We start from the raw sequence: 24,143 nt of genomic DNA, 5'->3' as shown, positions 1-24,143 counted from the left end.
CATAAGCCTGAATTTTCGTGATTTTCCGGACGCGGTTTAATGCAAAAAAACGCCCTTTCGCTTGATCAAGATGTCGTCATGCTCCACGGCTGGGGCATGAATGCGGCCGTCTGGGACGGCTGCTCCGCGTGCTGGCAGGGTCTTGACCAGCATCGCATCGAATTGCCGGGACATGGCGCAAGCCCCTTTCAACCCCGGCTCGACAGTCTCTGGAGCTGGGCCGATGCCTGTCTGGAGGCCGCCCCCGAGCAGGCGATCTGGCTGGGCTGGTCGCTTGGCGGACTGGTCGCGCTGGCGGCGGCGCTGCGTGCGCCCAAGCGGGTGACAGGGTTGATCCTGCTGACCGCGACGCCCCGTTTCGTGCAGGCGGTGGACTGGACGCCGGCCATGCCGGAGACGACGCTCGACCAGTTCCATGCCGATCTGGCCCAGGATCCTGTCGCGACGCTCGCGCGCTTTCTCGCGCTTCAGGTGCGTGGCAGCGAATCCGCCCGCGACACCCTGCGCACCCTGCGGCAGGAACTGGACAGCCGCCCTCCCCCACAGCCGGACGCGCTGTCGCTGGGGCTGGATCTGTTGCGGGACGAAGACCTGCGCGGAAGGCTCCCGGATATTCGCTGTCCGGCGCTCTGGATCTTCGGCTCTCACGACGCCCTGGTGCCGCCCCGCGTGGCTGAGCGGGTCGAATGTCTGATGCCGGGGGCGCAAACCCGGGTCATCGCGGGCGCCGCGCATGCGCCGCATCTCTCCCACCCGACCGCGACGGCGGCGGCGATTCGAGACTTCCTCGACGGGCAGGCAGCATGCGCCTGAGCAGTAAACCCATCGATAAAATGCGCGCGCGTCACCGCTTCGATCAGGCGGCGACAGACTATGACAGCGTCGCCGTGCTCCAGCGCGAGATCACCGACCGCCTGCTGGAACGGCTCGATTATGTGCGGCTCGAACCACTCCGGATTCTGGATCTGGGGACCGGCACCGGTTATGCCATCGACGGGCTTCAGCGTCGCTATCACGAGGCGCAGGTGATCGCGCTGGATTTTGCGCAGGGGATGCTGCGTCAGGCGCGTCAGCGCGGCGGCCCGCTGCGCCGCCCGCTGTGCATCTGCGCCGATGCCGAGACCCTGCCGCTGAACGATGGCGCGGTGGATCTGATCGTCTCCAACGCCACCCTGCAATGGTGCAATGACCTGGAGCGGACGTTCGACGAATGTCGTCGCGTGTTACGACCGGGCGGGCTCTTCATGTTCACGACCTTCGGCCCGGACACGCTCACCGAGCTGCGTCAGTCCTGGAGCGAGGTGGACGGACAGTCGCATGTGAGTGCATTCCTGGACATGCACGATATCGGCGATGCGCTGGTGCGGGCGCGCTTCGCGGATGTGGTCATGGATGCCGAGCGTCTGACCCTCACCTATGAGCGGACGCGCGATCTGATGCGCGATCTCAAGACCCTGGGCGCGAATAACGCCACCAGCGAACGACCGCGCGGGTTGACCGGGCGGGCGCGACTCGCGGCGGTCGAACAGGCCTATGAGCGCCATCGCTGCGACGGACGACTGCCCGCCAGCTATGAAGTGGTCTATGGTCACGCCTGGGCGCTGGAACGCCAGCCGGTCGCCGCTGAGTTCGCCATTCCGGTTGACGCCATCGGCGGTCGGGGACGGAGCACCGGACCAACATGAGCGGTCTCTTTGTGACGGGAACCGACACCGGCTGCGGCAAGACCGAGATCAGTCTCGGTTTGATGGCGGCCTTGCAGGCCCAGGGATTGAACGTGCTCGGCATGAAACCCGTGGCCAGCGGCTGTCTGACCACCCCCGATGGACTGCGCAACGAGGATGCACAGCGGCTGCTGATGCAGGGCAGCAGCGTGCAACCCTATGCACGGATCAATCCCTATGCCTTCGCCCCGCCGATCGCGCCGCATCTGGCGGCGGACGAGGCCGGGGTTCGGATCGAGCTGGCGGTCATCGAAACCGCTTACGCGGCGCTGCGACAGGCCGCAGACCGGGTCATCGTGGAAGGCGTCGGCGGCTGGAGGGTGCCGCTGGGTGCGGATCTGTTCGTCGGCGACATCCCGCGCGCGCTCGATCTGCCGGTGATTCTGGTCGTCGGACTCAAGCTTGGCTGCATCAACCATGCGCTGCTGACGGCAGACAGCATCCGCGCCAGCGGCTGCCGGCTGGCCGGCTGGGTCGCCAATCAGGTCGATCCCGAGATGGTGGCCCGTGACGCTAATCTCGCGACCCTTGAAGCACGGATGACGGCGCCCTGTCTGGGCGTCATCCCCTGGTTTGAGCCACCGGCTGTGGCGCAATGAACTGACCGCAGATGTCAGGATCCGTCTACGTTCACCCGCTCGCTGACGCTGTATTCGTCTGCGCCGGACTGCACCGCGATCAGGGTGTCCCACACCCCGATCAGGGGGAAGGCGGCCTTGACCACATAGCGGCCCTTGTCTTCGCGGATCATGGGCAGCGAAAAATCGCGTCCGGCGTCCGCCGGACGATAGGCGAAGAAGGTCACGGCATCGGCCTCGACCGGCTGACCGGCGCGATCGACCAGCACGATGCGGACGGACTGCGGCTCGCCGACCCGCAGCGGCTGGGGAATATCGGCGCGCATGGTCCAGTGCGGGCTGCGCGCCTGACGTGACAGCAGCGTCTGCTCGTAATCCTGTCCGCGCTCGTAATAGTCGGCGTTCACCAGCCCCGGACTGGTCGAGATCGCCAGATAGACCATGATGAGATTCACGGTGAGCACGGCCACGACCAGCCCAATCCAGCCGATGACCCAGGGGTTGCGCAGGGCGGGGGTTTGGGCCTGGATGGTCGGGGCTGTTTCAGTGGTCATGGAATCTCTCCGAATAGACAGGATTAACAGGATTTTCCAGGATGGACAGGATTTTCAAGCTATTGTTTTTAATCTTGTGAATCTTGAGTCATCCTGTTAATCCTGTCCATTGACGGCCTGTCAGGCGGGTAACGCGCCTTATGGCCGGGGTCCGACAAAGACGCTCTCGCGTTCCGCTTCGACCCGGAGACCCGTATCGCGAATCGCCTCGGCATGGAAAACGATGCCCTGCTGTTCGGCGGCAAGCGCACGTTTGGGGATCCTGACGAAGACGGTCGTCGGGGTCACGCCCCCCGGCTCGGTCATCACCGGCTTCCCGGCATCGACCAGCGTCAGGTCATCATGACCGGAAACGCGGATGGTCACCGCCAGTCGCTCGGGCGACTTGTTCAGGATCTTGAGGGTGTATCTGTTTTGGATCGAGCCATCGCTCAAGAGGACATAGAGCGGTGCGCGCTCATGCAGCGCCTTGAGTTCGAGCGGGGCAATGGCGGTCAGGCCATAGAGAATGCCCGACAGCGACAGCAGCAGAATCGTCGAGTAGACCCAGACGCGCGGGCGTCTGAGCAGGTTTCTGACCGGTCGGCCTTCGAGTTCGTCGAGCGAGGCATAGCGGATCAGTCCTCGCGGACGTCCGACCTTGTCCATGACCTGATCGCAGGCGTCGAGACAGAGCGCGCAGGTGATGCAGCCTTCCTGCTGACCGTGGCGGATGTCGATGCCGGTCGGACAGACGGCGACACACTGATTGCAATCCACACAGTCACCACTGGCACGCCCCTCCCCTGCGACATCCCGCCTGACCCGGCCGCGTGGCTCGCCGCGCGCCCGGTCATAGGTCGGGACGATGGTGGTGGTGTCCAGCATCACGCCCTGGATGCGCGCGTAAGGACAGAGCCAGAAACAGGTCTGTTCGCGCAGAAAGCCCGCCAGCACATAGGTGCCGACCGTGAACAGCGCCACGGTGATATAGGCCGCGCCGTTTGCCTCGCCAACGAAGAAGGTGGTCCAGAGCGTCGGTGCATCGGTGAACCAGGAGACGAAACTGAAACCGGTCAGGAAGCCGATGAGCAGCCAGAGCGCATGTTTGATGGCCTTGAGGCGCAGCTTGTCCAGACTGATGGGCGACTGGTCGAGCTTGCGGCGCGCGGGCGGCGGTCCTTCGAGTTTTTCCTCGATCAGGGTATAGATATCGGTCCAGACCGTCTGAAAGCAGAAAAAACCGCACCAGACCCGTCCGACCAGCGCCGTGACGACGGCGAGCAGGATCGCGAAGAAGAGCAGCAGGAGCGAGAGCATCCAGAAATCCTGCGGCAGCACGGTCGTGGAAAAGAGATGGTACTGCCGGTTCGGAATATCGAAGAGCACCGCCTGCTGACCGTCCCAGCGCAGATAGGGACCGAGGAAATAGATCAGCCAGACCGATGCCGTCAGCCATTTGATCCGGCGCCAGCGTCCCTCAATGCGCTTGGCGTGGATCGTCTGGCCGCCGGTGTTGACGTGCCAGTGATCGGCTTCGTCATAGAGATCATCGACGGCGGATGGATGAGGCGCATCATGCTTGCTCGTGATCAAGTTGACCATCTCCTGGAGTTGAAGGCATCTCCCAAACCGCGCTCAGCACGATATGCGATCTTTGTGGATCGGATCGGCCCTGGCAAACTCAAGGATTATCGGCGCTGGCGCGGTTTAAGATATTCAATAACATGAAATTTTAAACCGCGTCTCCACTGATGTCGTTGACTTCCCCAGAGCTAAACACAAATTGAAAATTACGCATGTCGCACTGGACGCGGTTTAAACCGGCACGATATTGCGACAGTAACGCGGACGATGGGCCAGGATCGCGAGCAGGTCGGCGATGCGTTCGCGCAGATCGCGGCGATCGAGGATCATGTCGAGCGCGCCCTTGTCGAGCAGGAATTCGCTGCGCTGGAAGCCTTCGGGCAGTTGCTCGCGCACCGTCTGCTCGATGACACGCGGGCCGGCGAAGCCGATGAGCGCGCCGGGTTCGGCGATATTCACATCACCCAGCATCGCCAGACTGGCCGAGACACCGCCCATGGTGGGGTCGGTCATGACCGAGATGAAGGGCAGCGCGCGCGCGCGCATCTGGCCGAGCGCGGCGCTGGTCTTGGCCATCTGCATCAGCGAAAACAGGCTTTCCTGCATCCGTGCGCCGCCGCTGGCTGAAAAACAGACATAGGGCGAATCCTGCTCCAGCGCGGCATTCACCCCGCGCACGAAACGCTCGCCGACTACCGAGCCCATCGAGCCGCCCATGAAACCGAACTCGAAGGCGGAGGCCACGATGGGGACATCCTTGAGCCGACCGCGCATGACGATCAGCGCCTCTTTTTCGCCTGACTGCTTTTGCGCCTGCGCGAGACGCTCCTTGTATTTCTTCAGATCCTTGAACTTGAGCGGGTCGAGCGATTCAAGCTCCCCGCCGATCTCCTCGCGCCCTTCGGGATCGAGAAAGGCATCGAGCCGACGGCGCGCGCTCAGACGATTGTGATGGCTGCATTTGGGGCAGACCTCCAGATTGCGCTCCAGCTCGGCGCGATAGAGGATCGCCTGACAGCCGGGACACTTGGCCCAGACGCCCTCGGGCACGGTGCGTTTGGTGCTGGACTCGATACGGATGCGGCTCGGAATCAGCCGCTCGAACCAGCTTTTGCCCATGTCCATCGCATGTTTGAAGGTGGCGCTGGTTTCGGATTCGGTTGGCTGCGGATCGTTCGGATTGGGTTGTTTGCGCATGGGTCAGTCATCCACCACATCGATAGCCCCGCGCAGACCGGCGAGGAAATCGGTGATCGATCCCGGAATCAGCTCGGGAGTCTCGGCCAGCGATTCGATGCGGCTGACGATGGCGCTGCCGACGATCACGGCATCCGCGACCTGTGCGACCAGGGCGGCGGTCTCGGCGTCGCGGATGCCAAAGCCCACCCCGACCGGCAGTTTGATTAGCGATTTGATCGTGCCGACCTTCTCGGCGACGGCATCCGTATCCAGATTGCCCGCACCGGTCACGCCCTTGACCGAGACGTAATAAACGAAGCCGCTGGCGACCTCGCCGATGCGCCGGATCCGCGCATCGGTGGAAGTCGGTGCCAGCAGATAGACCAGATCCAGCGTGTGCGCCTTCATGGTCGCGACCAGGTCATGTCCTTCCTCAGGCGGCAGATCGACGATCAGCGCGCCATCGACCCCGGCGGCCTGGGCCTGTCGCGAAAAGGACTCATAGCCCATGACCTCAATGGGATTCAGATAGCCCATGAGCACCACCGGGGTTTCAGAATCCTGCTCGCGGAAGCGGCTGACCATCCCAAGCACATCAGTCAGCGAGACGCCATGCGCCAGGGCGCGTTCGGTGGCGCGCTGGATCACCGGCCCGTCAGCCATCGGATCCGAGAAGGGCACGCCCAGCTCGATCAGATCCACGCCAGCGGCGACCATGGCATGCATCAGCGGCACCGTGGTTTCCGGGCGCGGATCGCCGGCGGTGACGAAGGGGATGAGCGCGGTGCGCCCCTGTTCCCGCAGTTGAGTAAAGCGTTGTGCGATGCGGCTCATAACACCAACCCGTCGCGACTGGCGACCGTATGCATGTCTTTGTCGCCGCGACCGGAGAGATTGACCAGAATGCTCTGGTCGGGACGCAGGGTCGGGGCGAGTTTGTGGGCGTAGGCGAGTGCGTGGCTCGATTCGAGGGCCGGGATGATGCCCTCGGTCCGGGTCAGATGATGGAAGGCAGCCAGCGCCTCGTCGTCGGTGACGGCATCGTACTTGGCGCGCCCGCTGTCCTTGAGCCAGGAGTGCTCGGGACCCACGCCGGGGTAGTCGAGACCGGCCGAGATGGAGTGGGTCTCGATGATCTGACCGTTGTCGTCTTCCATCAGATAGGTGCGGTTGCCGTGCAGTACGCCCGGCCGGCCGGCGGTCAGCGGCGCGGCATGATGCCCGGTCGCGATCCCCTCGCCCGCCGCCTCGATGCCGTAGATGGCGACCTCGCGGTCATCGATGAAGGGATAAAAGAGCCCGATGGCATTGGAGCCGCCGCCGACACAGGCGACCAGTGCGTCCGGCAGACGACCGGTGCGTTCCAGCATCTGGGCGCGGGCCTCGCGTCCGATCACGGTCTGGAAGTCGCGCACCATCATGGGATAGGGATGCGGCCCGGCGACGGTGCCGATGATGTAGAAGGTGTTGTCGATGTTGGTCACCCAGTCGCGCATCGCCTCGTTGAGCGCATCCTTGAGTGTGCGCGAGCCGGAGGTGACGGGCACGACCCGCGCACCGAGCAGACGCATGCGGTAGACATTGGCCTCCTGGCGGGCGACATCGACCTCGCCCATGTACACCACGCATTCCAGGCCCAGGCGTGCGGCGACCGTGGCGCTGGCGACGCCATGCTGACCGGCGCCGGTCTCGGCGATGATGCGGGTCTTGCCCATCCGCCTGGCGAGCAGCGCCTGACCGATGGTGTTGTTGACCTTGTGCGCGCCGGTGTGATTGAGATCCTCGCGCTTGAGATAGATCTGCGCGCCGCCGAGTTCGCGGCTCCAGCGCTCGGCGTGATAGAGCGGCGAAGGCCGGCCCACATAATCGCGCAGATCGGCATCCATCTCGGCCTGGAAGGCGGGATCGGCCTTGCAGCGCTCGTAGGCCAGACGCAGTTCCTCCAGCGGATGCATCAGGGTCTCGGGGACGAAGAGTCCGCCGTAAGGCCCGAAGTGCCCCTGTGCGTCCGGCAGGTCATAGAGCGCCCCCGGATCTGACTCCATGCGCTGCGCATGGCTCTTATCGGCGTATGTCGCCATTTCTTACCTCTTGCATGAAAGCGAAAATGCGGTCGCGGTCCTTGATGCCTTTGGTGATCTCGACCCCGCCGCTGACATCGACGCCATAGGGCCGCACGCAGACGACGGCCTCGGCCACGTTGGCGGGGTCGAGCCCGCCGGCCAGCACGATGGAACCGGCGATGGCGGCCGGAATGCGCGACCAGTCGAAACGCTGCCCGGTGCCACCGGCGCGTCCCGGCTCGAAGGTGTCGAGCAGGAGTCCGGCGGCGCCACGATAACGCGCCTGCTCGGCCAGCAGGTCGATGTCGGGACGCATGCGAACAGCCTTGATCCAGCGGCGTCCGCAACCCGCACAGTCTTCCGGTGCCTCGTCGCCGTGGAATTGCAGCAGATCGAGCGGCACCTGTTCCAGGGTTGCGCGCACCACGGCGGGATCGGCATCGACGAAGAGTCCGACCGCGCTCACGAATGGCGGCAGACGCTCGCAGAGGTGCCGCGCCTGCTCAGGCGTCACCGCGCGCGGGCTCGGCGGATAGAAGACGAAGCCGACCGCATCCGCGCCAGCGGCGACGGCGGCCTCGACATCGGACGCGCGGGTCAGACCGCAGATCTTAACGCGGGTGCGGGTCATGCGCGACGGTTCACTGGGGGTCATGGAAGTCAATCAAGGGATGGTCCGGCCTGTTCCTGCTGAGGCAGCACGAAGGTGTGCGGATAATCGGCACGCACGAAATAAAGTCCCTGGGGCGGCGCGGTGACGCCGCCCAGGGTGCGGTCACGCGCCGCCAGCACCTCGGACGCCCAGCTCACCGGGGCGTCGCCGCGCCCGATCTTCAGCAGCACACCGGCAATGTTGCGCACCATGTGATGCAGAAAACCGTTGGCGCCGATATGCAGGGTGATGATCCCGTCCGCTTCGGTCAGATCCAGATAATGGACCCGACGGATCGGGCTTTTGGCCTGACAGGCGACAGCGCGAAAGCTCGAAAAATCGTGCTCCCCAACCAGCACCGCACCAGCCTGACGCATCAGTGCCAGATCCAGGGGCGTATGCACCCAGACCGCGCGATCAGCGTGCAGGGCGGAACGGGTCCGCCTGACCAGAATCCGGTAACGATAATGCCGGGCGATGGCGCTGAAACGCGCATGGAAATCCGCTTCGATGGGATGCGCCCAATGCACCGCGATGTCGGGCGGCAGATTCACATTGCAGCCCAAGACCCAGGATCGCTCGCGCCGGATCGCCGTGGTATCGAAATGCACCACCTGTTCGAGCGCATGGACCCCGGCGTCGGTACGTCCGGCGGCATGCACGGTCACAGGATGATCGGCGACCCGGCTGACGGCGGACTCCAGACAGGTCTGGACAGTGCGCACCCCCGGCTGCTGGGTCTGCCAGCCGCGAAAGGCGGTGCCGTCGTATTCGACCCCCATCACGATCCGCGTCATGCCACCCGCTGGCTCAGTCACGCCAGCTTGCGCAGCAGCGCCTCCGCTTCGGCGCGCTGTTCGTCGCGACCCTCGGCGATGACCTCGCCAAGAATCTCGCGCGCCGCCTCGGCATCATCCATTTCGATGTAGGCACGGGCCAGATCGAGCTTGGTCGCGGTCTCGTCCCAGATGCCCGAATCCATCTGCCACTGCGAAGACAGCAGATCGGTCGGCACGCTTTCCTGCACGGGCGGCAGACCCACTCCGTTAAATTCGTCCTGACCCGGCGACAGGAGCGGCAGGGGATTGGATCCGGACGGTTTGGCGCCAGCGAATTCGTTGCGCGCCAGGGTCGGCTCATCATTGAAGACCGAATCCAGATCGTCATCGAGCGCCGGGCGCGGTTCGTCCAGCGTCAGCACCAGTTCGGAACCATCGTCGGCAGGCGTCCGGAGATCGCGTGCAGGTTCCGGCCGCAAGACGCCTTTGTCCCTGGATGCCGGCACAGTGAGCGCATCGCCGAACGAATCCAGATCCAGATGCACGTCATCGAATGCCGGCGCCGCTGCCGGGGCCAGATCGCGCAGGAAGTCGTCGGTGAATTTCGGCTGGACCTGATGCTCCGGCTCGCCAGCACGCAAGGCATTGGCGACCGTGGCAGATTCCGCTGGCGATGGTTCAGTGGAATTCGGGAGCGCACGCTGAATGTCACTGATGTCCAGCGAAAAGACATCGTCCAGCCCCAGATCCTGCGAATCAGTCAAGGTGTCAGGCAGCATCGGCTCAGGCACACGCCGCGCAACCGGCGTGGCGTCATCGGACGCAGTCCGATTCGCACCCACAGGCATTTCACCAGCCGAATCAGCGGAACCTGCCAGGCTTTGCAACCGCTTCCATTGAGCCGGTTCGGCACGATCACCGCCAGCGGCCTTGATCGTTTGCATCAATTCCGCCAGCAACCGCACATCCTTCGTGCCGGCATAAGCCTCAGCCAGCTTGAATTTGATGTCCAGGCGATTCGGGTAACGCCTCATTTCATTGCGCAGGAGTTCCTGCGCCTCGCCATGGCGTCCGTAAGCAATGTAGATATCCGCCTCGGACAGGACGTCCGCCTCGTCCGTCTCAGCATCGAAATTGCTGAGAGACGACATGGGCAACAGGGCTGAATCAGCGCCATCGCCATCGTCGGTGTTCGTGATCGGACGCGACAGCGGGTCGGATACGGGCACCGATTCCAGCTCAGACTCCGGCTGCTCGGCCTTGGTCAGGGTGACAGGCGCGCCCGGCCGCTCGGATTCCGGCGTCACGCGCGACGGGGTTGAGTCGGCAATGGGTTCCGCGAGATCGAACACATCCAGCGACAGATCATCCTCGTCCCCCTCGGCTTCCTCGCGACGACGGCGTCGCGCCGTCACCCAGGAAAACACCAGGATACCCAGTGCGGTCACAGCGGCGAATCCGGCCAGCGGCAGCAGCAGCGCATGCCAGGTCGAGGCGTCTTCCTCTGCGGCTGGGACAGTGCTCTGGGCCGCTGGGGGCGGGGTTTGAGGCGGAGGCGTTGGGGCGGTAGCCGGCTCAGGTGGAGCAGCGGCCGGTTCAGGCTGCGGCACCGGCAGGAGCGCAGCATCGCTCGACGTCGGCACGGGTACCGGCAGAAGACCCGCTTCGGTGGTGGACGGCGGCTCGGTGGTCAGCTGCGTATCGCCTGGCGCAACCGACGCGGTGTCAACCGGGGGCGTGGGCGCGCCCTCGGGCAAGGCGACCGTTGCAGGCTCCAGCCTTCCATCCAGCTCGGAATCCAGCGGAGCCGGCGTTGGGACCGGCATCGAGACGGGGAGTGACGTGTCGGTCGGCTGCTCGCCTGCCTGGGCGCGCGCCAGCTCGGCGTTGCGCAGTTGCAGCAGGGTCTGGATATCCGCCAGTTGCGTTTCCAGCTCCTTGATGCGATCCCGGAGTTCGACGGCCTCCTGGCGCGTGCTCTCGCTGGTCTCCAGCGCACGCAACAGATCCTGCTCCATGGCTGGCGCAGGGACGGCGGAAGAGGGTGCACCCGGCACAGCAGACGTGGGAGACACGGCGGGTGGCGCCGTCTCGGAGGTCGCCCCAGCAATCCGCAGGCGGGAAAGTGCGTCGGGAGGAATGCCGGTGATCGGCTCGCGACGGGCCGGACCGCCGCGCAACGCGGTGGCATAGTCGCGTTCCGCCGCCGCCGGATCGAGCGCAAAAAGCTCGGCGCGGGTCGGGATGACCAGGGTCTTGCCAAGAATCAGACGGTTGATATTGCCGCGCACGAAGGCGTGCTGATTGTTGCGGTACAGCGCCATCGCGGTCTGCGCCGTGGTGGCGTCGGCAGGGCCGTGCTCGCGCGCCAGTCGCCACAAGCCGGCACCCGAGCCGATGGGACCGACATACAGCGGGAAACCATCGCCGGGCGCGGGGAGGTAGGCAGAGGACGGTGTCACGCCGACGCCTGACGGCGGTGCAGCAGCCGGTGAGTGAGCGCCCGCGCTTGGTGTCTCGACCCGCGCGGTCTGTCGGCTGGTAAGCACTGGCGGATCCAGCAGAACCGTGTATTCCTTCACCAGCCGCCCGCCGGGCCAGACGGCTTCAATGAGCAGATCCATGTAGGGCTCGCGGATCGGATCGCGGCTTGAGATCCGAATCAGCGGTTTGCCCTGAGGCGAGACCTCGGGGGTGAAACGCAGATTGGTCAGATAGTAATAACGCTCCAGCCCGGCCTTGTCGAAAGCCTGCTGCGAGGCAATCGAGACCTTGACCGCATCCACTTCATCAGGCTTGACATCGTGCAGATCGATCTCACCGACAAAGGGCTGATTCAGGGCCGATTGCGTGCGCAGCCCGCCCAGACCCAGGGCAAAGGCATCGGCGCCGGCCAGAATCATGCTCATGGTCGATGCCAGAATGAGCTTGCGAGACATCCTACTCCCCCGTGCTTCAAGCAACAGACAGCAATCAGCGATGTGAATCACCCTACTGCGGCAGAACTATATCTGATCGTCCCTGTTTCACCAATAACTGACGCACGCGGCAAACCGACCTGATCAGCGATCAGCCAGAATGGCGAGCATCCGCCGCAAGGGCTCGGCAGCGCCCCACAACAACTGATCGCCGACTGTAAAGGCGGACAGATAATCCGGCCCCAGATTCATCTTGCGCAGACGTCCGACCGGAACGCTCAGGGTTCCCGTGACAGCCGCTGGCGAGAGTTCACGCACGGTCAAGGAGCGATCATTCGGGATCACCCGTACCCACTCATTGGCACCGGCAATCAACTGCTCGATCTCGGGCAGGGGGACATCGCGGGTGAGCTTGATGGTCAGACCCTGACTGTGACAGCGCATGGCGCCGACCCGCACGCAGAGACCATCGACCGGAATCGGCGCTGTCTCCAGCCCCAGAATCCGATTGGTCTCGGCCTGACCCTTCCATTCCTCGCGACTCTGCCCGTTTTCGAGCTGGGTATCGATCCAGGGAATGAGGCTGCCGGCCAGCGGCGCGCCGAAACTGGCGGTCGGAAAGCCGGCATCGCGCATGGTCTCGGTCACACCCCGGTCGATGTCGAGGATCGCCGACGCCGGATCCGCCAGCAGCGGACGGACGGACGCATGGAGCGCACCCATCTGCTCCAGCAGTTCGCGCATGTTTTTGGCGCCTGCGCCCGAGGCCGCCTGATAGGTCATGGCGCTGACCCATTCCACCAGTCCCGCATGGAAGAGACCGCCAATCGCCATGAGCATCAGGCTGACGGTGCAGTTGCCGCCGATGAAATCGCGCTGACCGGCATCCAGCGCCGCGTCGATGACATGGCCGTTGACCGGATCCAGGATGATGGTCGCGTTCGGCTCCATGCGCAGCGCCGATGCCGCATCGATCCAGTAGCCGTCCCAGCCGCTCGCGCGCAGACGCGGATGGATGGATTTGGTGTAGTCGCCGCCCTGACAGGTGACGATCACATCCATCTCGCGCAGCGCATCGAGCGACTCGGCGTCCAGCAGCGGCTGCGCCCCGCGCCCCACATCCGGGCCGGGCTGACCGACCTGCGAGGTGGTGAAAAAGACCGGCTCCGCGATCCGCGCAAAATCGTTCTCCGCACGCATCCGGTCCATCAGGACCGAACCGACCATGCCACGCCAACCGACGAAACCAACCCGATTCATCACAACGCCCCGCAAAACAGTATTTCGAGATTCTTAATAAATGGACAGGATTAACAGGATTTCGCAGGATTCACAGGTTTTTTTACGCATTGAAAAACCATGAATCTTCTTGTTAATCCTGAAGAATCCTGTCAATCCTGTCTAAATCGAAAGGGCCGCGACCACGGCGTCGCCCATCTCGACCGTGCCGACCTGACGCATGCCAGCCGACATGATGTCAGCGGTGCGCAGCCCCTGATCAAGCACCTTTGAAACCGCCGCATCGATGCGATCCGCCGCCTCGGGCGCACCGAGCGAATAGCGCAGCATCATGGCCACTGACAGAATGGTCGCCAGCGGATTGGCCACGCCCTTACCGGCGATATCAGGGGCCGAGCCATGGATCGGCTCGTACATGCCCTGCCCCGTCGCGCTCAACGAGGCCGAAGGCAGCATGCCGATGGAGCCGGTCAGCATGGAGGCGCAATCCGACAGGATGTCGCCGAACAGATTGCCGGTGACCATGACATCGAACTGCTTGGGCGCACGCACGAGCTGCATGGCGGCGTTATCGACATACATGTGCGAAAGCTCGATCCCGGGATAATCGGCGGCGGTTTTGATCGCGACCTCGCGCCACATCTCGGTGGATTCGAGCACGTTGGCCTTATCGACCGAGCACACCTTCTTGCCGCGTTTCATGGCGATGTCGAAGGCGACGCGACAGATGCGCTCGACCTCGGATTCGGTGTAGACCATGGTGTTGATGCCGCGACGCTCGCCGGACGGCAGGGTCTCGACCCCACGCGGCTGGCCGAAATAGATGTCGCCGGTCAGTTCGCGGACGATCATGATGTCCAGCCCGGAGACGATCTCGGGCTTGAGCGTCGAGGCATCGGCCAGTTGCGGGTAGAGAATCGCCGGACGCAGGTTGGCGAAGAGCCCCAGACCCGCGCGCAGCCCCAGCAGACCCTTTTCTGGCCGCTTGGAGATATGCAGCGGCTCCCATTTGGGACCACCGACCGCGCCCAGCAGCACCGCATCGGACGCCCTGGCGGCAGCCAGCGTGTCCTCGGGCAGCGGATCGCCGTAAGCGTCATAGGCCGCGCCACCGACCAGCGCATGTTGCAGGGTCACGTCAATGGCACCATCGGCCTGAAGCGCATTCAGCACCTTGATCGCCTCGGCCACGATTTCCGGGCCGATACCATCGCCCGCAACAACCAGAATCTTCTTGCTCAAGTGTTTTTCTCCAATTCGTGTGTTCATCCACGCAATATAATGTTTTAGTCGGCATTGCAAACGAATCTGTACAAAATTAACTACGCCACTTTACATCGCAAAAATGCCAGATCATGACGATGAATTGACCGCCATTAAATCAAGCAAATCTGGAGCAAGGCGTTCTCGTGCAATCCTGACAGATTCACCATCGCGTTCAAATCCTAAATAATTTCGCCCACTTGCTCGTGCAGCCACCAAAGTCGATCCGCTACCACAAAATGGATCGAGAACAGTTTGACCAGGCTGAGTGGTGAGATCGATGAGCGCCTGCATAAGTTTCAGCGGTTTTTGAGCGATGTGCCGACCACTTTCGCCACGGGCAAAACCAGATTTCAAAACATTGTCGGGTACCTGTTCGTGACAGACGAACGCCCGCTCATTGAATGCGCCTACGCCGTGAGCGAGCACATTATCAGCAATGGTGGTTCCAATCGGATAGGGTTTGACAAACCACAGAACAGGCTCGAATGTTGGACGCAGATTACCAACACGCCATCCTTCCCACCGTTTTGCAAGAGACAGATCTCCTCGTCGCTCGAAAACAACACTGAGACGTTGAGCACGATGCGGTGCAGACTCCTTCAGCCATGCCAAGGTATCCCGCAACGTAAAACCGGCATCTTCAAAGGCGACAATGCAGCGGTGTGAAAGTCGTCGCCCAGCAAATACAATAGCGGAGCCGCCTGGTTTCAGAACGCGCAACCACTCACCCGCAAAAGATGAACACCAATGCTGGTATTCGAGCGGAATCTTGCGATCCGCTTCCGACCAGCCATTTAGTGGCTTTCCTCGACGTTTAAAAATTGCCCCTGCCTTCTCCTGCGCAGGACTTGACCCGAGCAGCGCAGAATTGGTGTTTTGATGCAGGACATCCCAATCATCTGCACCAATTCCATACGGGATGTCGCTGAGGATCAGATGAATACTGGTTTCTGGCAAACTGGCTAAGCCACTAATGCCGTCACCGTGAATCACTTTATTTAAGGGTAAATCGCAGCCCACTGGCATCAGGTCTCCAGTAATCCGCCATACTGAAGTCTTTCAATCTGAGCGATACGGGCATCCAAGCCGACCGATTTAAGAAGTTCTTTCAAGACTTCCTGGTGCGACAAACCAAGCAGGCGATGACGTTCGAACTGTAGATAACTCAATGCCTCTTGCTTGACAAGCTCAAGCCCCTCAAGACTCTCCTGTTTTTCAATCTTCCAAAGATGCTTATGCTTGCCTAGAACACTTATCAGTGTCTCATTGATGCCGACCCAGTAATCACGGGCATTTTTGCTCGGATGAAGCTGCGCAACTTTATCGAGTATCCGGTGCAATCCCTGCTCTGCCATCGCGGGTGACTTTTCACGGGCTAATGCAACCAGGGCACCAAGGTGAGTGTAGCTGAGAATACAAACATTTCGCACAATTGCCTGCTGGTAGATCTGGCTGTTCTTGCCCGGAAGCTGATAAATTGGGCAGACTACCATTGCATAGTCAAGACCATTTCGCCAGCTATCCATAGCCTGAATTTTAAAGTCTTTCTGGTTTTTTGCAGTTCGGCTCAGCCGAAAGGATTTTGCATCCGCAACCAATGAATAGAGCCGCGCACGCGCCTGAACGTCAGCCGCATCAGCTCTAGCAGTAATCACCATGCTATTCAGCCCAATCGCATTAAGCACCTCGCTTACCAGCACATCCGTATATTTCGCATAAAGTTTTTCTGCGGATGAATCATGACCGTAACGCTCCGGCATTGCGCCGCAGAAATGTAAATGGTCGGCGAGCGCATCAATGCCATCGCGCGCAATTTCGGCTTGAAGTTCGGCGATCATTCTCACGGAATCATCGCCGAACGACCCACTTAACTTCTCAAGTTCGGCAACCCAATAAGATCGTCGTTGCCGCGCTTCATCTTTCATTCAGCATTGCCCAACGCAAACAGCCAGGGCGCCTCAACCTGCCGGCGCGCCTCATAGGCGCGAATGGCATCGACTTCCTTCAGGGTCAGGCCAATGTCGTCCAGCCCTTCGATGAGACAGTGCTTGCTGCCGGCATCGACGGTGAAGGAAATGGAGGCGCCATCGTCCAGGGTCAGCGTCTGTCCCGGCAGATCGATCGCGATGCACAGCGGGGTCGCGCCGGTCGCTTTGGCGAACAGGTCATCAATGACCGCCGTGTCGAGCACGATGGGCAGGATGCCGTTCTTGAAGCAGTTGTTGAAAAAGATGTCGGCGAAGCTCGGTGCCAGGATGGCGCGGATGCCGAAGTCCGACAAGGCCCAGGGCGCATGCTCGCGCGAGGAACCGCAGCCGAAGTTCTCGCGGGCGAGCAGGACTTCGGCCTTGGCAAAGCGCGGATCATTTAGCACGAACTCGGGGTTCAACGGACGGTTGGTACAGTCCATGTCCGGCTCGCCATGATCGAGATAGCGCCACTCGTCGAACAGATAAGGCCCGAAGCCGCTGCGCTTGATGCTCTTGAGAAACTGCTTGGGGATGATGGCGTCCGTGTCTACGTTGGCGCGGTCGAGCGGCGCCACGACGCCGGTGAAATTCTTGAACGGCTCCATTAAAGCTCCCTCACATCGACGAAATGACCGGTCACGGCGGCAGCGACGGCCATGGCCGGACTCACCAGATGGGTGCGTCCGCCCTGCCCCTGCCGGCCTTCGAAATTCCGGTTGGAGGTCGAGGCGCAACGCTCGCCCGGCGCAAGACGGTCGGCATTCATCGCCAGACACATGGAACAGCCCGGCTCGCGCCACTCGAAACCGGCCTCGGTAAAGATCTTGTCCAGACCCTCGGCCTCGGCCTGCTCTTTCACCAGACCCGAACCCGGCACCACGATCGCCAGCTTGATGCTGTCGCTGACCTGGCGCCCCTTGGCGACCACGGCGGCGGCGCGCAGATCCTCGATCCGCGAGTTGGTGCAGGAGCCGATGAAGACCTTGTCCGGGCGGATCTCGCTGATCGGCATCCCGGCGGTGAGTCCCATGTAGTCGAGCGCGCGACGGATGCCGCTGGCCTTGACCGGATCGGACTCGGCAGCCGGATCGGGCACATGGCCGTCAATCGGCAGCACCATCTCGGGCGAGGTGCCCCAGGTCACCTGCGGTTTGATGCTGGCGGCGTCCAGATGCACCACGCGGTCGAACTGCGCGCCCGGATCGCTGACCAGGGTGCGCCAGTGCGCGGCGGCACGCTCGAACAGCTCGCCAGCCGGCGCCATCGGGCGCCCGCGCATGTAATCGATGGTCTTCTCATCGACCGCGACCAGACCCGCGCGTGCGCCGGCCTCGATCGCCATGTTGCAGACCGTCATGCGCCCTTCCATCGAGAGTGCGCGCATGGCCTCGCCGCCGAACTCGATGACATAGCCGGTGCCGCCGGCGGTGCCGATTTCGCCGATGATGGCGAGCACGATGTCCTTGGCGGTCACGCCGGGACCGAGCTCGCCATCGACGCTGATCAGCATCGATTTGGATTTGCGCTGGATCAGAGTCTGGGTCGCCAGCACATGCTCGACCTCGGAGGTGCCGATCCCGAAGGCCAGCGCGCCGAAGGCGCCGTGAGTGGCGGTGTGCGAATCGCCGCAGACCACGGTGGTGCCCGGCAGGGTAAAGCCCTGCTCGGGTCCGATCACATGCACGATGCCCTGACGATGATCGCCCATCGCGAATTCGGTGATGCCGAAGGTCGCGCAGTTGGTGCCGAGCGCCTCGACCTGGATCCGCGCGACCGGATCGGCGATACCCGCCGAGCGTTCCTGATCGGTCGTTGGCACATTGTGATCCGGCACCGCCAGATTCGCGCTGGTGCGCCACGGCTTGCGCCCCGTCAGGCGCAGTCCCTCGAACGCCTGTGGTGAGGTGACTTCATGCACCAGTTGGCGGTCGATATAAAGCAATGCCGTGCCATTGTCATCGACACGGACGACATGCTCGTCCCAGAGTTTGTCGTAGAGGGTCTTGGCGCCCATGGCCCCACCTCGGTGCAATAAAGAGAATCGCGTAGAATAGTCGGGGTGCGGGGCAAACTCAAATCCGGGACGCCTGCACTCAGACGCCCAGCCGCTCCAGCCCGCCCATGTAAGGCCGCAGCACGTCCGGAATCCGGATCGAGCCATCCGCCTGCTGGTAATTCTCCAGCACGGCAACCAGGGTGCGACCGACGGCGAGCCCGGAGCCATTGAGGGTGTGAACCAGTTCGGGCTTGCCGGTCTCGGGGTTGCGCCAGCGCGCCTGGAGCCGGCGGGCCTGGAAATCGCCGAAGTTGCTGCACGACGAAATCTCGCGATAGGTCTGCTGGCCGGGCAACCAGACCTCCAGATCGTAGGTCTTGCGCGAAGAAAAGCCAAGATCGCCGGTGCAGAGCGTGACCACCCGATAGGCCAGACCCAGCCGTTGCAGGATGCTCTCGGCATGGCCGGTGAGCGTCTCCAGCGCCTGGAATGACTCGTCGGGACGCACGACCTGCACCAGCTCGACCTTCTCGAACTGATGCTGGCGGATCATGCCGCGCGTGTCCTTGCCGTAGGAGCCGGCCTCGCTGCGGAAGCAGGGCGTATGGGCGACCCATTTGCGCGGCATCATGTCAGCCTCGAAAATGACATCGCGCGCCAGATTGGTAACCGGCACCTCGGCGGTCGGGATCAGATAGAGATCGCGCTCGCCCGGCACCTTGAACAGATCGGCCGCGAATTTAGGCAACTGCCCCGTGCCTTGGAGACTGTCGGCGTTGACCAGATAAGGAACATAGGTTTCGGTATAACCGTGCTCGCCGGTATGGGTGTCGAGCATGAACTGAATCAACGCGCGATGCAGCCGGGCCATGGGGCCAGACAGCACCACAAAACGCGAGCCGGTCACTTTGGCGGCGAGATCGAAATCCATCCAGCCGTTGACGGCGCCCAGATCGACATGATCCTTGGGGACAAAGTTGAAGACCGGCGGCTCGCCCCAGCGGCGTTCCTCGCGGTTGTCCGCTTCGCTGCATCCATCCGGCACGCTGGCGTCGGGCAGATTGGGGAGGCTCAGACCGATGTCCGCCACCTCCTGCTGGATCTCACTCAGACGCGCATCGGCGGCCTTGAGACGGTCGCCCAGATCCGAGACCTCAGCCAGCAGCGGCTGGATGTCCTGACCGGACGCCTTGGCCTGACCGATGGCCTTGGAGCGGGTATTGCGCTGATTCTGGAGTTCCTGGACCGCGATCTGAAGCGACTTGCGCTCGGTTTCCAACGATTCGATCCGTGCCTTGTCCAGGATCAGGCCGCGACGGGCCAACTGCACGGCGACCAGATCGAGGTCGGTCCGCAATAAACGTGGATCTAGCATTCGGGTTCCCTAATATCGCTTTTGACAGGATTGACAGGATTTTTGAACCGCTCGTGTTGAATCCTGTTCATCCTGTCTAATTAACAAGATGGTTTCAGAAAAATCGCGCTGAAATCGCCCGCCAGATAACCTTCCACGATGCGATAGTCATCGACATCCAGCTCCTGGGCCAGACGCCGGATCTCGCGCGGCTGGTAATAGTTGAAAATGGGCGAGGTATTCCAGCCCTTGAGCAGATTGAAGGCAAAGCCTTTGGTCGATGCCTCGTAACAGTTGCGGATGAACTGGGCGCTTTCCTCGCGGGTCAGGGTGTTCATGGCGCCGCTGCACAGATAATAATCGGCCTCGGGCAGCGGATCCTTGAGCACATCCAGGATCCAGATCTCGCAGCCGGTGCGCTCGCGCGCCGTCTCGACCATGGGTTGCATGACATCCAGACCGATGTACTGATGCGGCTGCTCACCCTCGCGGGTCAGATAGCAGTAAAAATCGCCGAAGCCACAACCGGCGTCAACCAGCGTCAGGTCCGACAGATCATCCGGCAGAAATTCGCGCAGCACCCGAAAACGGATCTCCTGGGTCTCGGTGGAATTCCAGTGCACTCCCTCGGCGGTCTCGCCGTGCGCCGCCAGCGCACCGCGATAAAAGGCCTCGTTATCGACTCTTGGCATGATGTTCTTCTCAATCTCGATCAAGCGGTCGCGCCGGGGCAGTCCTGCCGCAGCGGACAATCCGGGCAGACCGGGCGGATCCGACAGCGCTCCTTGCCATGTCGGACGAGCAGCGCATGGTACTCCTTGAACAAAGGCGCGTCAGGACCGAGCGCCGTCTCGAAGGCCGCGCGGATCGACTCGTAATCGGCCTGGGCGTCGAGCAGACCGAGCCTGGCGAAGATGCGGCGGGTATAGGCATCGACCACAAAGACCGGGCGCTCGAAGGCATAGAGCAGCATGTCGTCGGCGGTTTCCGGGCCGATGCCGTGGATCGCCAGCAGCGTATGGCGGAGCCTGTCGGTCGGCAGCGCGTCCAGCCCGGTAAAGCCGCCTGCCGTCAGATAAGCGGCGCAGAAGGCCGCGAGACGGCGGGCCTTGACATTGAAATAGCCCGCAGGCCTGAGCGCCTCGGCCAGATCGTCCGGTGCGAGCGTCAGAATGGCTGCCGCATCGAGCGCAACCCGCTCACGCAGCCGGAGCAGCGCCCGCTCGACATTGGTCCAGGCGGTGTGCTGCGTTAGAACCGCACCGACCATGACCTCGAACGGTGTTTCGGCAGGCCACCAGTGCTGCGCGCCATAAGCCGCCAACAGCCGGTCATGGAGCGTCGATGCCTGACGCGCGGTCAGTGCATCATGACCACTGGCGTTTCGCAAGCGCACCACCCGCCGCGCAGCGGACGAGGACGCCCGCGCAAACAGCCGATTGACCCCATGATCGAGATTCCACGCCCTCCTTTATGCCGGATCTCCCGACACGCTGCGTCCTTTGGTGACGACCACGATCCCTTCCTCGGACACCATGAAACGCTCGCGGTCGCGTTTCAGGTCGAAGCCGATCCGTGCATGCGGCGGAATCTCGATATCCTTTTCGACGATGCAGCGATTGAGATGGGCGCCCTCCCCCACCACCACCCCATCGAACAGAATCGATGCCTCGACGATGGCGCCGTCGCGTACCTGCACGCGCGGAAACAGAATCGAGTGATTGACCCCGCCGCCACGGATCACGGTCCCGGCGGCGAGCATGGAATTGACGAAGACGCCTTCGTTGCCGCTGGTTGCGCCGGGCACGGTGCGCGCTGGCGGATACTGTCCCTGATAGGTGAGGATCGTCCAGTCCGACTGATAGAGATCGAGCGGCGGCTCCGCCCGCAGCAAAGCCATATTGGCCTGATAATAGGCATCGATGGAGGCCAGATCGCACCAGTAGCGATCCGGCGTGACCCGTCCGCGCGTCTGACCGAAACGATAGGCCATGACCGGCTCGGTTTGCACCAGGGGCGCGATGATGTCGAGCGCCAGATCCTGATCCGGTCGCATGCCGCGCTCGATCCGATCCAGTTGCTCCAGCAGGCAGGCCTTATCGAACAGATAGACACCCATGGTCTCCAGATGCTCGGCGGCTGGCATCTGCGCGGATGACTCGTCCCCGGCAAGGGTCAAACCGATGATGCGCTCGTTTTCATCCGCCGCCACCCGCGCCTGGGTATCCGATCCCGGCGCGGTGACGGCGCGCACCGCCACCGTGATGCGCGCCTGTGATTCCTCATGCGCCCGCGCCAGTTCGGCATAATCCATGCGATAAATAGCGCCACCATCGATCACCAGCACCCGACTCGCGCGGTTGCGTTCAATCAGATAGCGATTCTGGCGGATGGCATCGAAGGGGCCGGCATACCAGTCCTGGCTCTCGCGCATCTGCGGCGGCACCGGGGTGATGAACTCGCCCAGCTCGGGGCTGAAGATCGACCAGCCGTCGCGCAGATGTTTCTGCAGCGAGTGACTTTTGTACTGAGTCAGCACCAGTACCTGACGCAGGCCGGAATGCAGACAGTTGGCCAGGGCAAAATCGATGACCCGATATTTGCCCCCGAAGGGCACGGCGGCTTTGGTGCGCTGCCGGGTCAGGGCGTCGAGTCCCAAACCGCGATCATAGGCGAGGAGAAGGATGAGTGTATCGGCGGACATGGCGCTCAGACGAATAAAGTGTGACCGGTCGTCACCGCCGCACAGTCTAGCGGTGAGGACACCCGAAAAGCCAGATGACACATATTCAAAAACCGATCACCAGATAAGCAGCAAAAGTGCCGTCATCACCGTCCCCAGCGTGGCAAATCCGTAAAACCCGAAGGCAGCGCGCGTTCCGGTTCGGAATCCCAGATCATGCAGGCTGTGCAGCATCCGATGACAGCCGTGAAAGAGAAAGAGCGCGATCACCGTCAGCAGGGCGAGCTTGCCGAGCGGATGCTGGACGAAGGCCAGCACATTGGCATGGCTCAGGGTGTCCTCAGGCAGCAGGAAGCCGAGTGGGACGGCGATGCCGGTGATGAGGATCAGCACGGGACCGATCAGGGCGGAGAGCACGCCGCCCGCACCGAACAGCGACCAGAAAACGGGTTCATTGGAGCCTTTCATCGCGTCACCCACCAGAGAAGGACCAGGATCAAAAGCGACAGACCCGCGCTGGCGGCGAGCCCCCCCCGGACGATGAGCCGGGGATCGAAGGGGAGCTTGGGTGCGGTCTTGGGCATGACCTGAAACCAGGTCAGGCTGTGATAGGCGACGAGCAGCAGCGCGATGACATGGAAGCCAAGCGAGAGCGGTGTGTCGAGCAGGCCGCGCCACGCCGCGTAGGCCTCCGGACTCCAGGCGAGACAGGCAAGCCCCGCCAGCAGCACCAGCGCATAGAGCGTTAGAAAGACTGCCGAACCCTCGCGGATCATGTAGCGGATGAAATAGGGGTTCTTCAACCACCACCCGGACATGGGGCGGATGTAGGTCTTGGCGGTCGATTGGAAGCGGCTCATTTCGCGTCACCCCTGGGCAAAAGAAATTTCAGGATGCCGAAGTAGTCCAGGGTGCTGTTGACCTTATTCTGGTTGATGGCATGGGCCGGATCGACGCCCTTGGGACAGACCTCGGAACAGTAGCCGACCAGGGTGCAGGACCAGACGCCCTCCTCCGCGTTCGTCACCTCGCGGCGGGCGCTCCAGCCCTGGTCGCGTGAATCGGCGTTGTAGCGATGCAGCAGCGCGAGCGCGGCGGGGCCGGTGAAGTCGGGATTGAGCCCGAACTGCGGACAGGCCGAATAGCACAGCAGACAGTTGATGCACTGCGAATACTGGTAATAGCGGTCCATCTGTAAGGGCGTCTGACGCTGCGGGCCGGCGGCGAGCGGCTGTTCTTCTTTCGGAATGAGGTAGGGCTTGACTGTTTCCAGATGATCGAGGAAGCCGCTCTGGTCGATGACCAGATCGCGGATGACGGGGAAATGATTGAGCGGCTCGACCCGCACCCGGCGCGGATAATAGTCGCGCAGAAAGCTGTGACAGGAGAGCTGCGGCACACCGTTGATCATCTTGCCGCAACTGCCGCAGATCGCCATCCGGCACGACCAGCGGAAGGTCAGGCTGCCGTCGAGATGATCCTTGATGTACTGCAAGCCCTGGAGCACCGACATGTCGTCGGTGAAGGGCACCTGATAGCGCTGGAAACGCGGTTTGGCATCGGTTTCGGGATCGTAGCGGAAGCACTCGATCTCGATGGTACGGGTGGTGGCGTCGGGCATG

At 62.6% G+C, this 24,143-nt stretch carries 24 protein-coding genes; 3 read left to right on the top strand and 21 right to left on the bottom strand.

Annotated features, from left to right (window positions below; all coding sequences use genetic code 11):
* The first annotated feature begins 39 nt into the window (after positions 1-39).
* Genes bioH through bioD form a run of 3 tightly spaced genes read left to right on the top strand, consistent with a single transcriptional unit; the run spans position 40 to position 2,323 of the window.
* Positions 40-813 (top strand): pimeloyl-ACP methyl ester esterase BioH, encoded by a 774-nt coding sequence (gene bioH, locus EDC35_RS00665; RefSeq protein WP_132974923.1) that lies wholly within the window; start codon positions 40-42, stop codon positions 811-813.
* Positions 804-1,685: a malonyl-ACP O-methyltransferase BioC gene (bioC, locus tag EDC35_RS00660; protein WP_132974922.1), complete on the top strand. Its 882-nt coding sequence runs from the start codon at positions 804-806 to the stop codon at positions 1,683-1,685. Before bioH ends, bioC begins: the two co-directional genes overlap by 10 nt.
* A complete protein-coding gene (gene bioD / locus EDC35_RS00655; protein WP_132974921.1) occupies positions 1,682-2,323 on the top strand; it encodes a dethiobiotin synthase in 642 nt (213 codons plus the stop codon). The genes bioC and bioD overlap by 4 nt, the downstream gene beginning before the upstream one ends.
* Before the next feature lie 14 nt (positions 2,324-2,337).
* Here the strand turns inward: bioD and EDC35_RS00650 are convergent, their stop codons facing one another.
* From EDC35_RS00650 to EDC35_RS00550, 21 genes are all read right to left on the bottom strand, one after another.
* Entirely contained in the window at positions 2,338-2,856 is a 519-nt protein-coding gene (locus EDC35_RS00650; protein ID WP_132974920.1) for a FixH family protein, read from the bottom strand.
* Between the two features lie 138 nt (positions 2,857-2,994).
* Positions 2,995-4,428 (bottom strand): cytochrome c oxidase accessory protein CcoG, encoded by a 1,434-nt coding sequence (ccoG, locus tag EDC35_RS00645; RefSeq protein ID WP_243651387.1) that lies wholly within the window; start codon positions 4,426-4,428, stop codon positions 2,995-2,997.
* Between the two features lie 225 nt (positions 4,429-4,653).
* On the bottom strand, positions 4,654-5,547 hold the full coding sequence (gene accD / locus EDC35_RS00640; protein WP_132975631.1) for an acetyl-CoA carboxylase, carboxyltransferase subunit beta: 894 nt from the start codon (positions 5,545-5,547) through the stop codon (positions 4,654-4,656).
* Between the two features lie 75 nt (positions 5,548-5,622).
* The gene (trpA, locus tag EDC35_RS00635) at positions 5,623-6,435 is read right to left on the bottom strand and encodes a tryptophan synthase subunit alpha (protein WP_132974918.1); all 813 of its coding nucleotides are present in this window, start codon (positions 6,433-6,435) and stop codon (positions 5,623-5,625) included.
* Positions 6,432-7,682 carry a tryptophan synthase subunit beta gene (gene trpB / locus EDC35_RS00630; RefSeq protein WP_132974917.1) on the bottom strand — a complete coding sequence of 417 codons (1,251 nt, stop codon included), beginning with the start codon at positions 7,680-7,682 and terminating at the stop codon, positions 6,432-6,434. Before trpB ends, trpA begins: the two co-directional genes overlap by 4 nt.
* Positions 7,663-8,295, bottom strand: coding sequence for a phosphoribosylanthranilate isomerase (locus EDC35_RS00625; protein ID WP_132975629.1), 633 nt, complete (start codon positions 8,293-8,295; stop codon positions 7,663-7,665). The genes trpB and EDC35_RS00625 overlap by 20 nt, the downstream gene beginning before the upstream one ends.
* 29 nt (positions 8,296-8,324) lie before the next feature.
* On the bottom strand, positions 8,325-9,113 hold the full coding sequence (gene truA / locus EDC35_RS00620; protein ID WP_243651352.1) for a tRNA pseudouridine(38-40) synthase TruA: 789 nt from the start codon (positions 9,111-9,113) through the stop codon (positions 8,325-8,327).
* Positions 9,114-9,130: 17 nt separating this feature from the next.
* Positions 9,131-12,034, bottom strand: coding sequence for a FimV/HubP family polar landmark protein (locus tag EDC35_RS00615; RefSeq protein WP_132974916.1), 2,904 nt, complete (start codon positions 12,032-12,034; stop codon positions 9,131-9,133).
* Between the two features lie 123 nt (positions 12,035-12,157).
* Positions 12,158-13,273, bottom strand: a complete 1,116-nt coding sequence (asd, locus tag EDC35_RS00610) for an aspartate-semialdehyde dehydrogenase (RefSeq protein ID WP_132974915.1) — start codon at positions 13,271-13,273, stop codon at positions 12,158-12,160.
* Positions 13,274-13,414: 141 nt separating this feature from the next.
* Positions 13,415-14,494, bottom strand: coding sequence for a 3-isopropylmalate dehydrogenase (leuB, locus tag EDC35_RS00605; RefSeq protein ID WP_132974914.1), 1,080 nt, complete (start codon positions 14,492-14,494; stop codon positions 13,415-13,417).
* Between the two features lie 111 nt (positions 14,495-14,605).
* Positions 14,606-15,544, bottom strand: coding sequence for a DNA-methyltransferase (locus tag EDC35_RS00600; RefSeq protein WP_132974913.1), 939 nt, complete (start codon positions 15,542-15,544; stop codon positions 14,606-14,608).
* Positions 15,544-16,443 (bottom strand): HindIII family type II restriction endonuclease, encoded by a 900-nt coding sequence (locus EDC35_RS00595; protein WP_132974912.1) that lies wholly within the window; start codon positions 16,441-16,443, stop codon positions 15,544-15,546. The genes EDC35_RS00600 and EDC35_RS00595 overlap by 1 nt, the downstream gene beginning before the upstream one ends.
* Positions 16,440-17,093 carry a 3-isopropylmalate dehydratase small subunit gene (gene leuD / locus EDC35_RS00590; protein ID WP_132974911.1) on the bottom strand — a complete coding sequence of 218 codons (654 nt, stop codon included), beginning with the start codon at positions 17,091-17,093 and terminating at the stop codon, positions 16,440-16,442. The genes EDC35_RS00595 and leuD overlap by 4 nt, the downstream gene beginning before the upstream one ends.
* Positions 17,093-18,502, bottom strand: a complete 1,410-nt coding sequence (gene leuC / locus EDC35_RS00585; RefSeq protein ID WP_132974910.1) for a 3-isopropylmalate dehydratase large subunit — start codon at positions 18,500-18,502, stop codon at positions 17,093-17,095. The genes leuD and leuC overlap by 1 nt, the downstream gene beginning before the upstream one ends.
* A gap of 79 nt (positions 18,503-18,581) precedes the next feature.
* A complete protein-coding gene (gene serS / locus EDC35_RS00580) occupies positions 18,582-19,859 on the bottom strand; it encodes a serine--tRNA ligase (protein WP_132974909.1) in 1,278 nt (425 codons plus the stop codon).
* An 80-nt stretch (positions 19,860-19,939) separates the two neighbouring features.
* The gene (locus EDC35_RS00575; protein WP_132974908.1) at positions 19,940-20,530 is read right to left on the bottom strand and encodes a class I SAM-dependent methyltransferase; all 591 of its coding nucleotides are present in this window, start codon (positions 20,528-20,530) and stop codon (positions 19,940-19,942) included.
* A 20-nt stretch (positions 20,531-20,550) separates the two neighbouring features.
* A complete protein-coding gene (locus tag EDC35_RS00570) occupies positions 20,551-21,228 on the bottom strand; it encodes an endonuclease III domain-containing protein (RefSeq protein ID WP_243651351.1) in 678 nt (225 codons plus the stop codon).
* Between the two features lie 81 nt (positions 21,229-21,309).
* Positions 21,310-22,542: a glucose-1-phosphate adenylyltransferase family protein gene (locus EDC35_RS00565; protein WP_132974907.1), complete on the bottom strand. Its 1,233-nt coding sequence runs from the start codon at positions 22,540-22,542 to the stop codon at positions 21,310-21,312.
* Between the two features lie 96 nt (positions 22,543-22,638).
* A complete protein-coding gene (gene frdD, locus EDC35_RS00560) occupies positions 22,639-22,989 on the bottom strand; it encodes a fumarate reductase subunit FrdD (protein ID WP_132974906.1) in 351 nt (116 codons plus the stop codon).
* Complete coding sequence (locus EDC35_RS00555) at positions 22,986-23,381, bottom strand: fumarate reductase subunit C (protein ID WP_132974905.1); 396 nt, start codon at positions 23,379-23,381, stop codon at positions 22,986-22,988. Before EDC35_RS00555 ends, frdD begins: the two co-directional genes overlap by 4 nt.
* On the bottom strand, positions 23,378-24,142 hold the full coding sequence (locus EDC35_RS00550) for a succinate dehydrogenase/fumarate reductase iron-sulfur subunit (protein WP_132974904.1): 765 nt from the start codon (positions 24,140-24,142) through the stop codon (positions 23,378-23,380). The genes EDC35_RS00555 and EDC35_RS00550 overlap by 4 nt, the downstream gene beginning before the upstream one ends.
* Position 24,143: the final 1 nt, after the last annotated feature.

The organism is Thiobaca trueperi (genome assembly GCF_004342175.1).
GTDB lineage: Bacteria > Pseudomonadota > Gammaproteobacteria > Chromatiales > Chromatiaceae > Thiobaca > Thiobaca trueperi.
This window is presented reverse-complemented; position numbering and strand designations above follow the sequence as displayed.

Coding starts and splice junctions, on each gene's coding strand:
- bioC (WP_132974922.1), top strand. CDS start 804: ATGCGCCTGAGCAGTAAACCCATCGATAAAATGCGCGCGCGTCACCGC.
- EDC35_RS00575 (WP_132974908.1), bottom strand. CDS start 20,530: ATGCCAAGAGTCGATAACGAGGCCTTTTATCGCGGTGCGCTGGCGGCG.
- trpA (WP_132974918.1), bottom strand. CDS start 6,435: ATGAGCCGCATCGCACAACGCTTTACTCAACTGCGGGAACAGGGGCGC.
- EDC35_RS00615 (WP_132974916.1), bottom strand. CDS start 12,034: ATGTCTCGCAAGCTCATTCTGGCATCGACCATGAGCATGATTCTGGCC.
- serS (WP_132974909.1), bottom strand. CDS start 19,859: ATGCTAGATCCACGTTTATTGCGGACCGACCTCGATCTGGTCGCCGTG.
- accD (WP_132975631.1), bottom strand. CDS start 5,547: ATGGACATGGGCAAAAGCTGGTTCGAGCGGCTGATTCCGAGCCGCATC.
- EDC35_RS00565 (WP_132974907.1), bottom strand. CDS start 22,542: ATGTCCGCCGATACACTCATCCTTCTCCTCGCCTATGATCGCGGTTTG.
- bioD (WP_132974921.1), top strand. CDS start 1,682: ATGAGCGGTCTCTTTGTGACGGGAACCGACACCGGCTGCGGCAAGACC.
- EDC35_RS00595 (WP_132974912.1), bottom strand. CDS start 16,443: ATGAAAGATGAAGCGCGGCAACGACGATCTTATTGGGTTGCCGAACTT.
- asd (WP_132974915.1), bottom strand. CDS start 13,273: ATGAATCGGGTTGGTTTCGTCGGTTGGCGTGGCATGGTCGGTTCGGTC.
- truA (WP_243651352.1), bottom strand. CDS start 9,113: ATGACGCGGATCGTGATGGGGGTCGAATACGACGGCACCGCCTTTCGC.
- EDC35_RS00600 (WP_132974913.1), bottom strand. CDS start 15,544: ATGCCAGTGGGCTGCGATTTACCCTTAAATAAAGTGATTCACGGTGAC.
- frdD (WP_132974906.1), bottom strand. CDS start 22,989: ATGAAAGGCTCCAATGAACCCGTTTTCTGGTCGCTGTTCGGTGCGGGC.
- EDC35_RS00550 (WP_132974904.1), bottom strand. CDS start 24,142: ATGCCCGACGCCACCACCCGTACCATCGAGATCGAGTGCTTCCGCTAC.
- leuD (WP_132974911.1), bottom strand. CDS start 17,093: ATGGAGCCGTTCAAGAATTTCACCGGCGTCGTGGCGCCGCTCGACCGC.
- trpB (WP_132974917.1), bottom strand. CDS start 7,682: ATGGCGACATACGCCGATAAGAGCCATGCGCAGCGCATGGAGTCAGAT.
- EDC35_RS00625 (WP_132975629.1), bottom strand. CDS start 8,295: ATGACCCGCACCCGCGTTAAGATCTGCGGTCTGACCCGCGCGTCCGAT.
- EDC35_RS00555 (WP_132974905.1), bottom strand. CDS start 23,381: ATGAGCCGCTTCCAATCGACCGCCAAGACCTACATCCGCCCCATGTCC.
- leuC (WP_132974910.1), bottom strand. CDS start 18,502: ATGGGCGCCAAGACCCTCTACGACAAACTCTGGGACGAGCATGTCGTC.
- EDC35_RS00650 (WP_132974920.1), bottom strand. CDS start 2,856: ATGACCACTGAAACAGCCCCGACCATCCAGGCCCAAACCCCCGCCCTG.
- bioH (WP_132974923.1), top strand. CDS start 40: ATGCAAAAAAACGCCCTTTCGCTTGATCAAGATGTCGTCATGCTCCAC.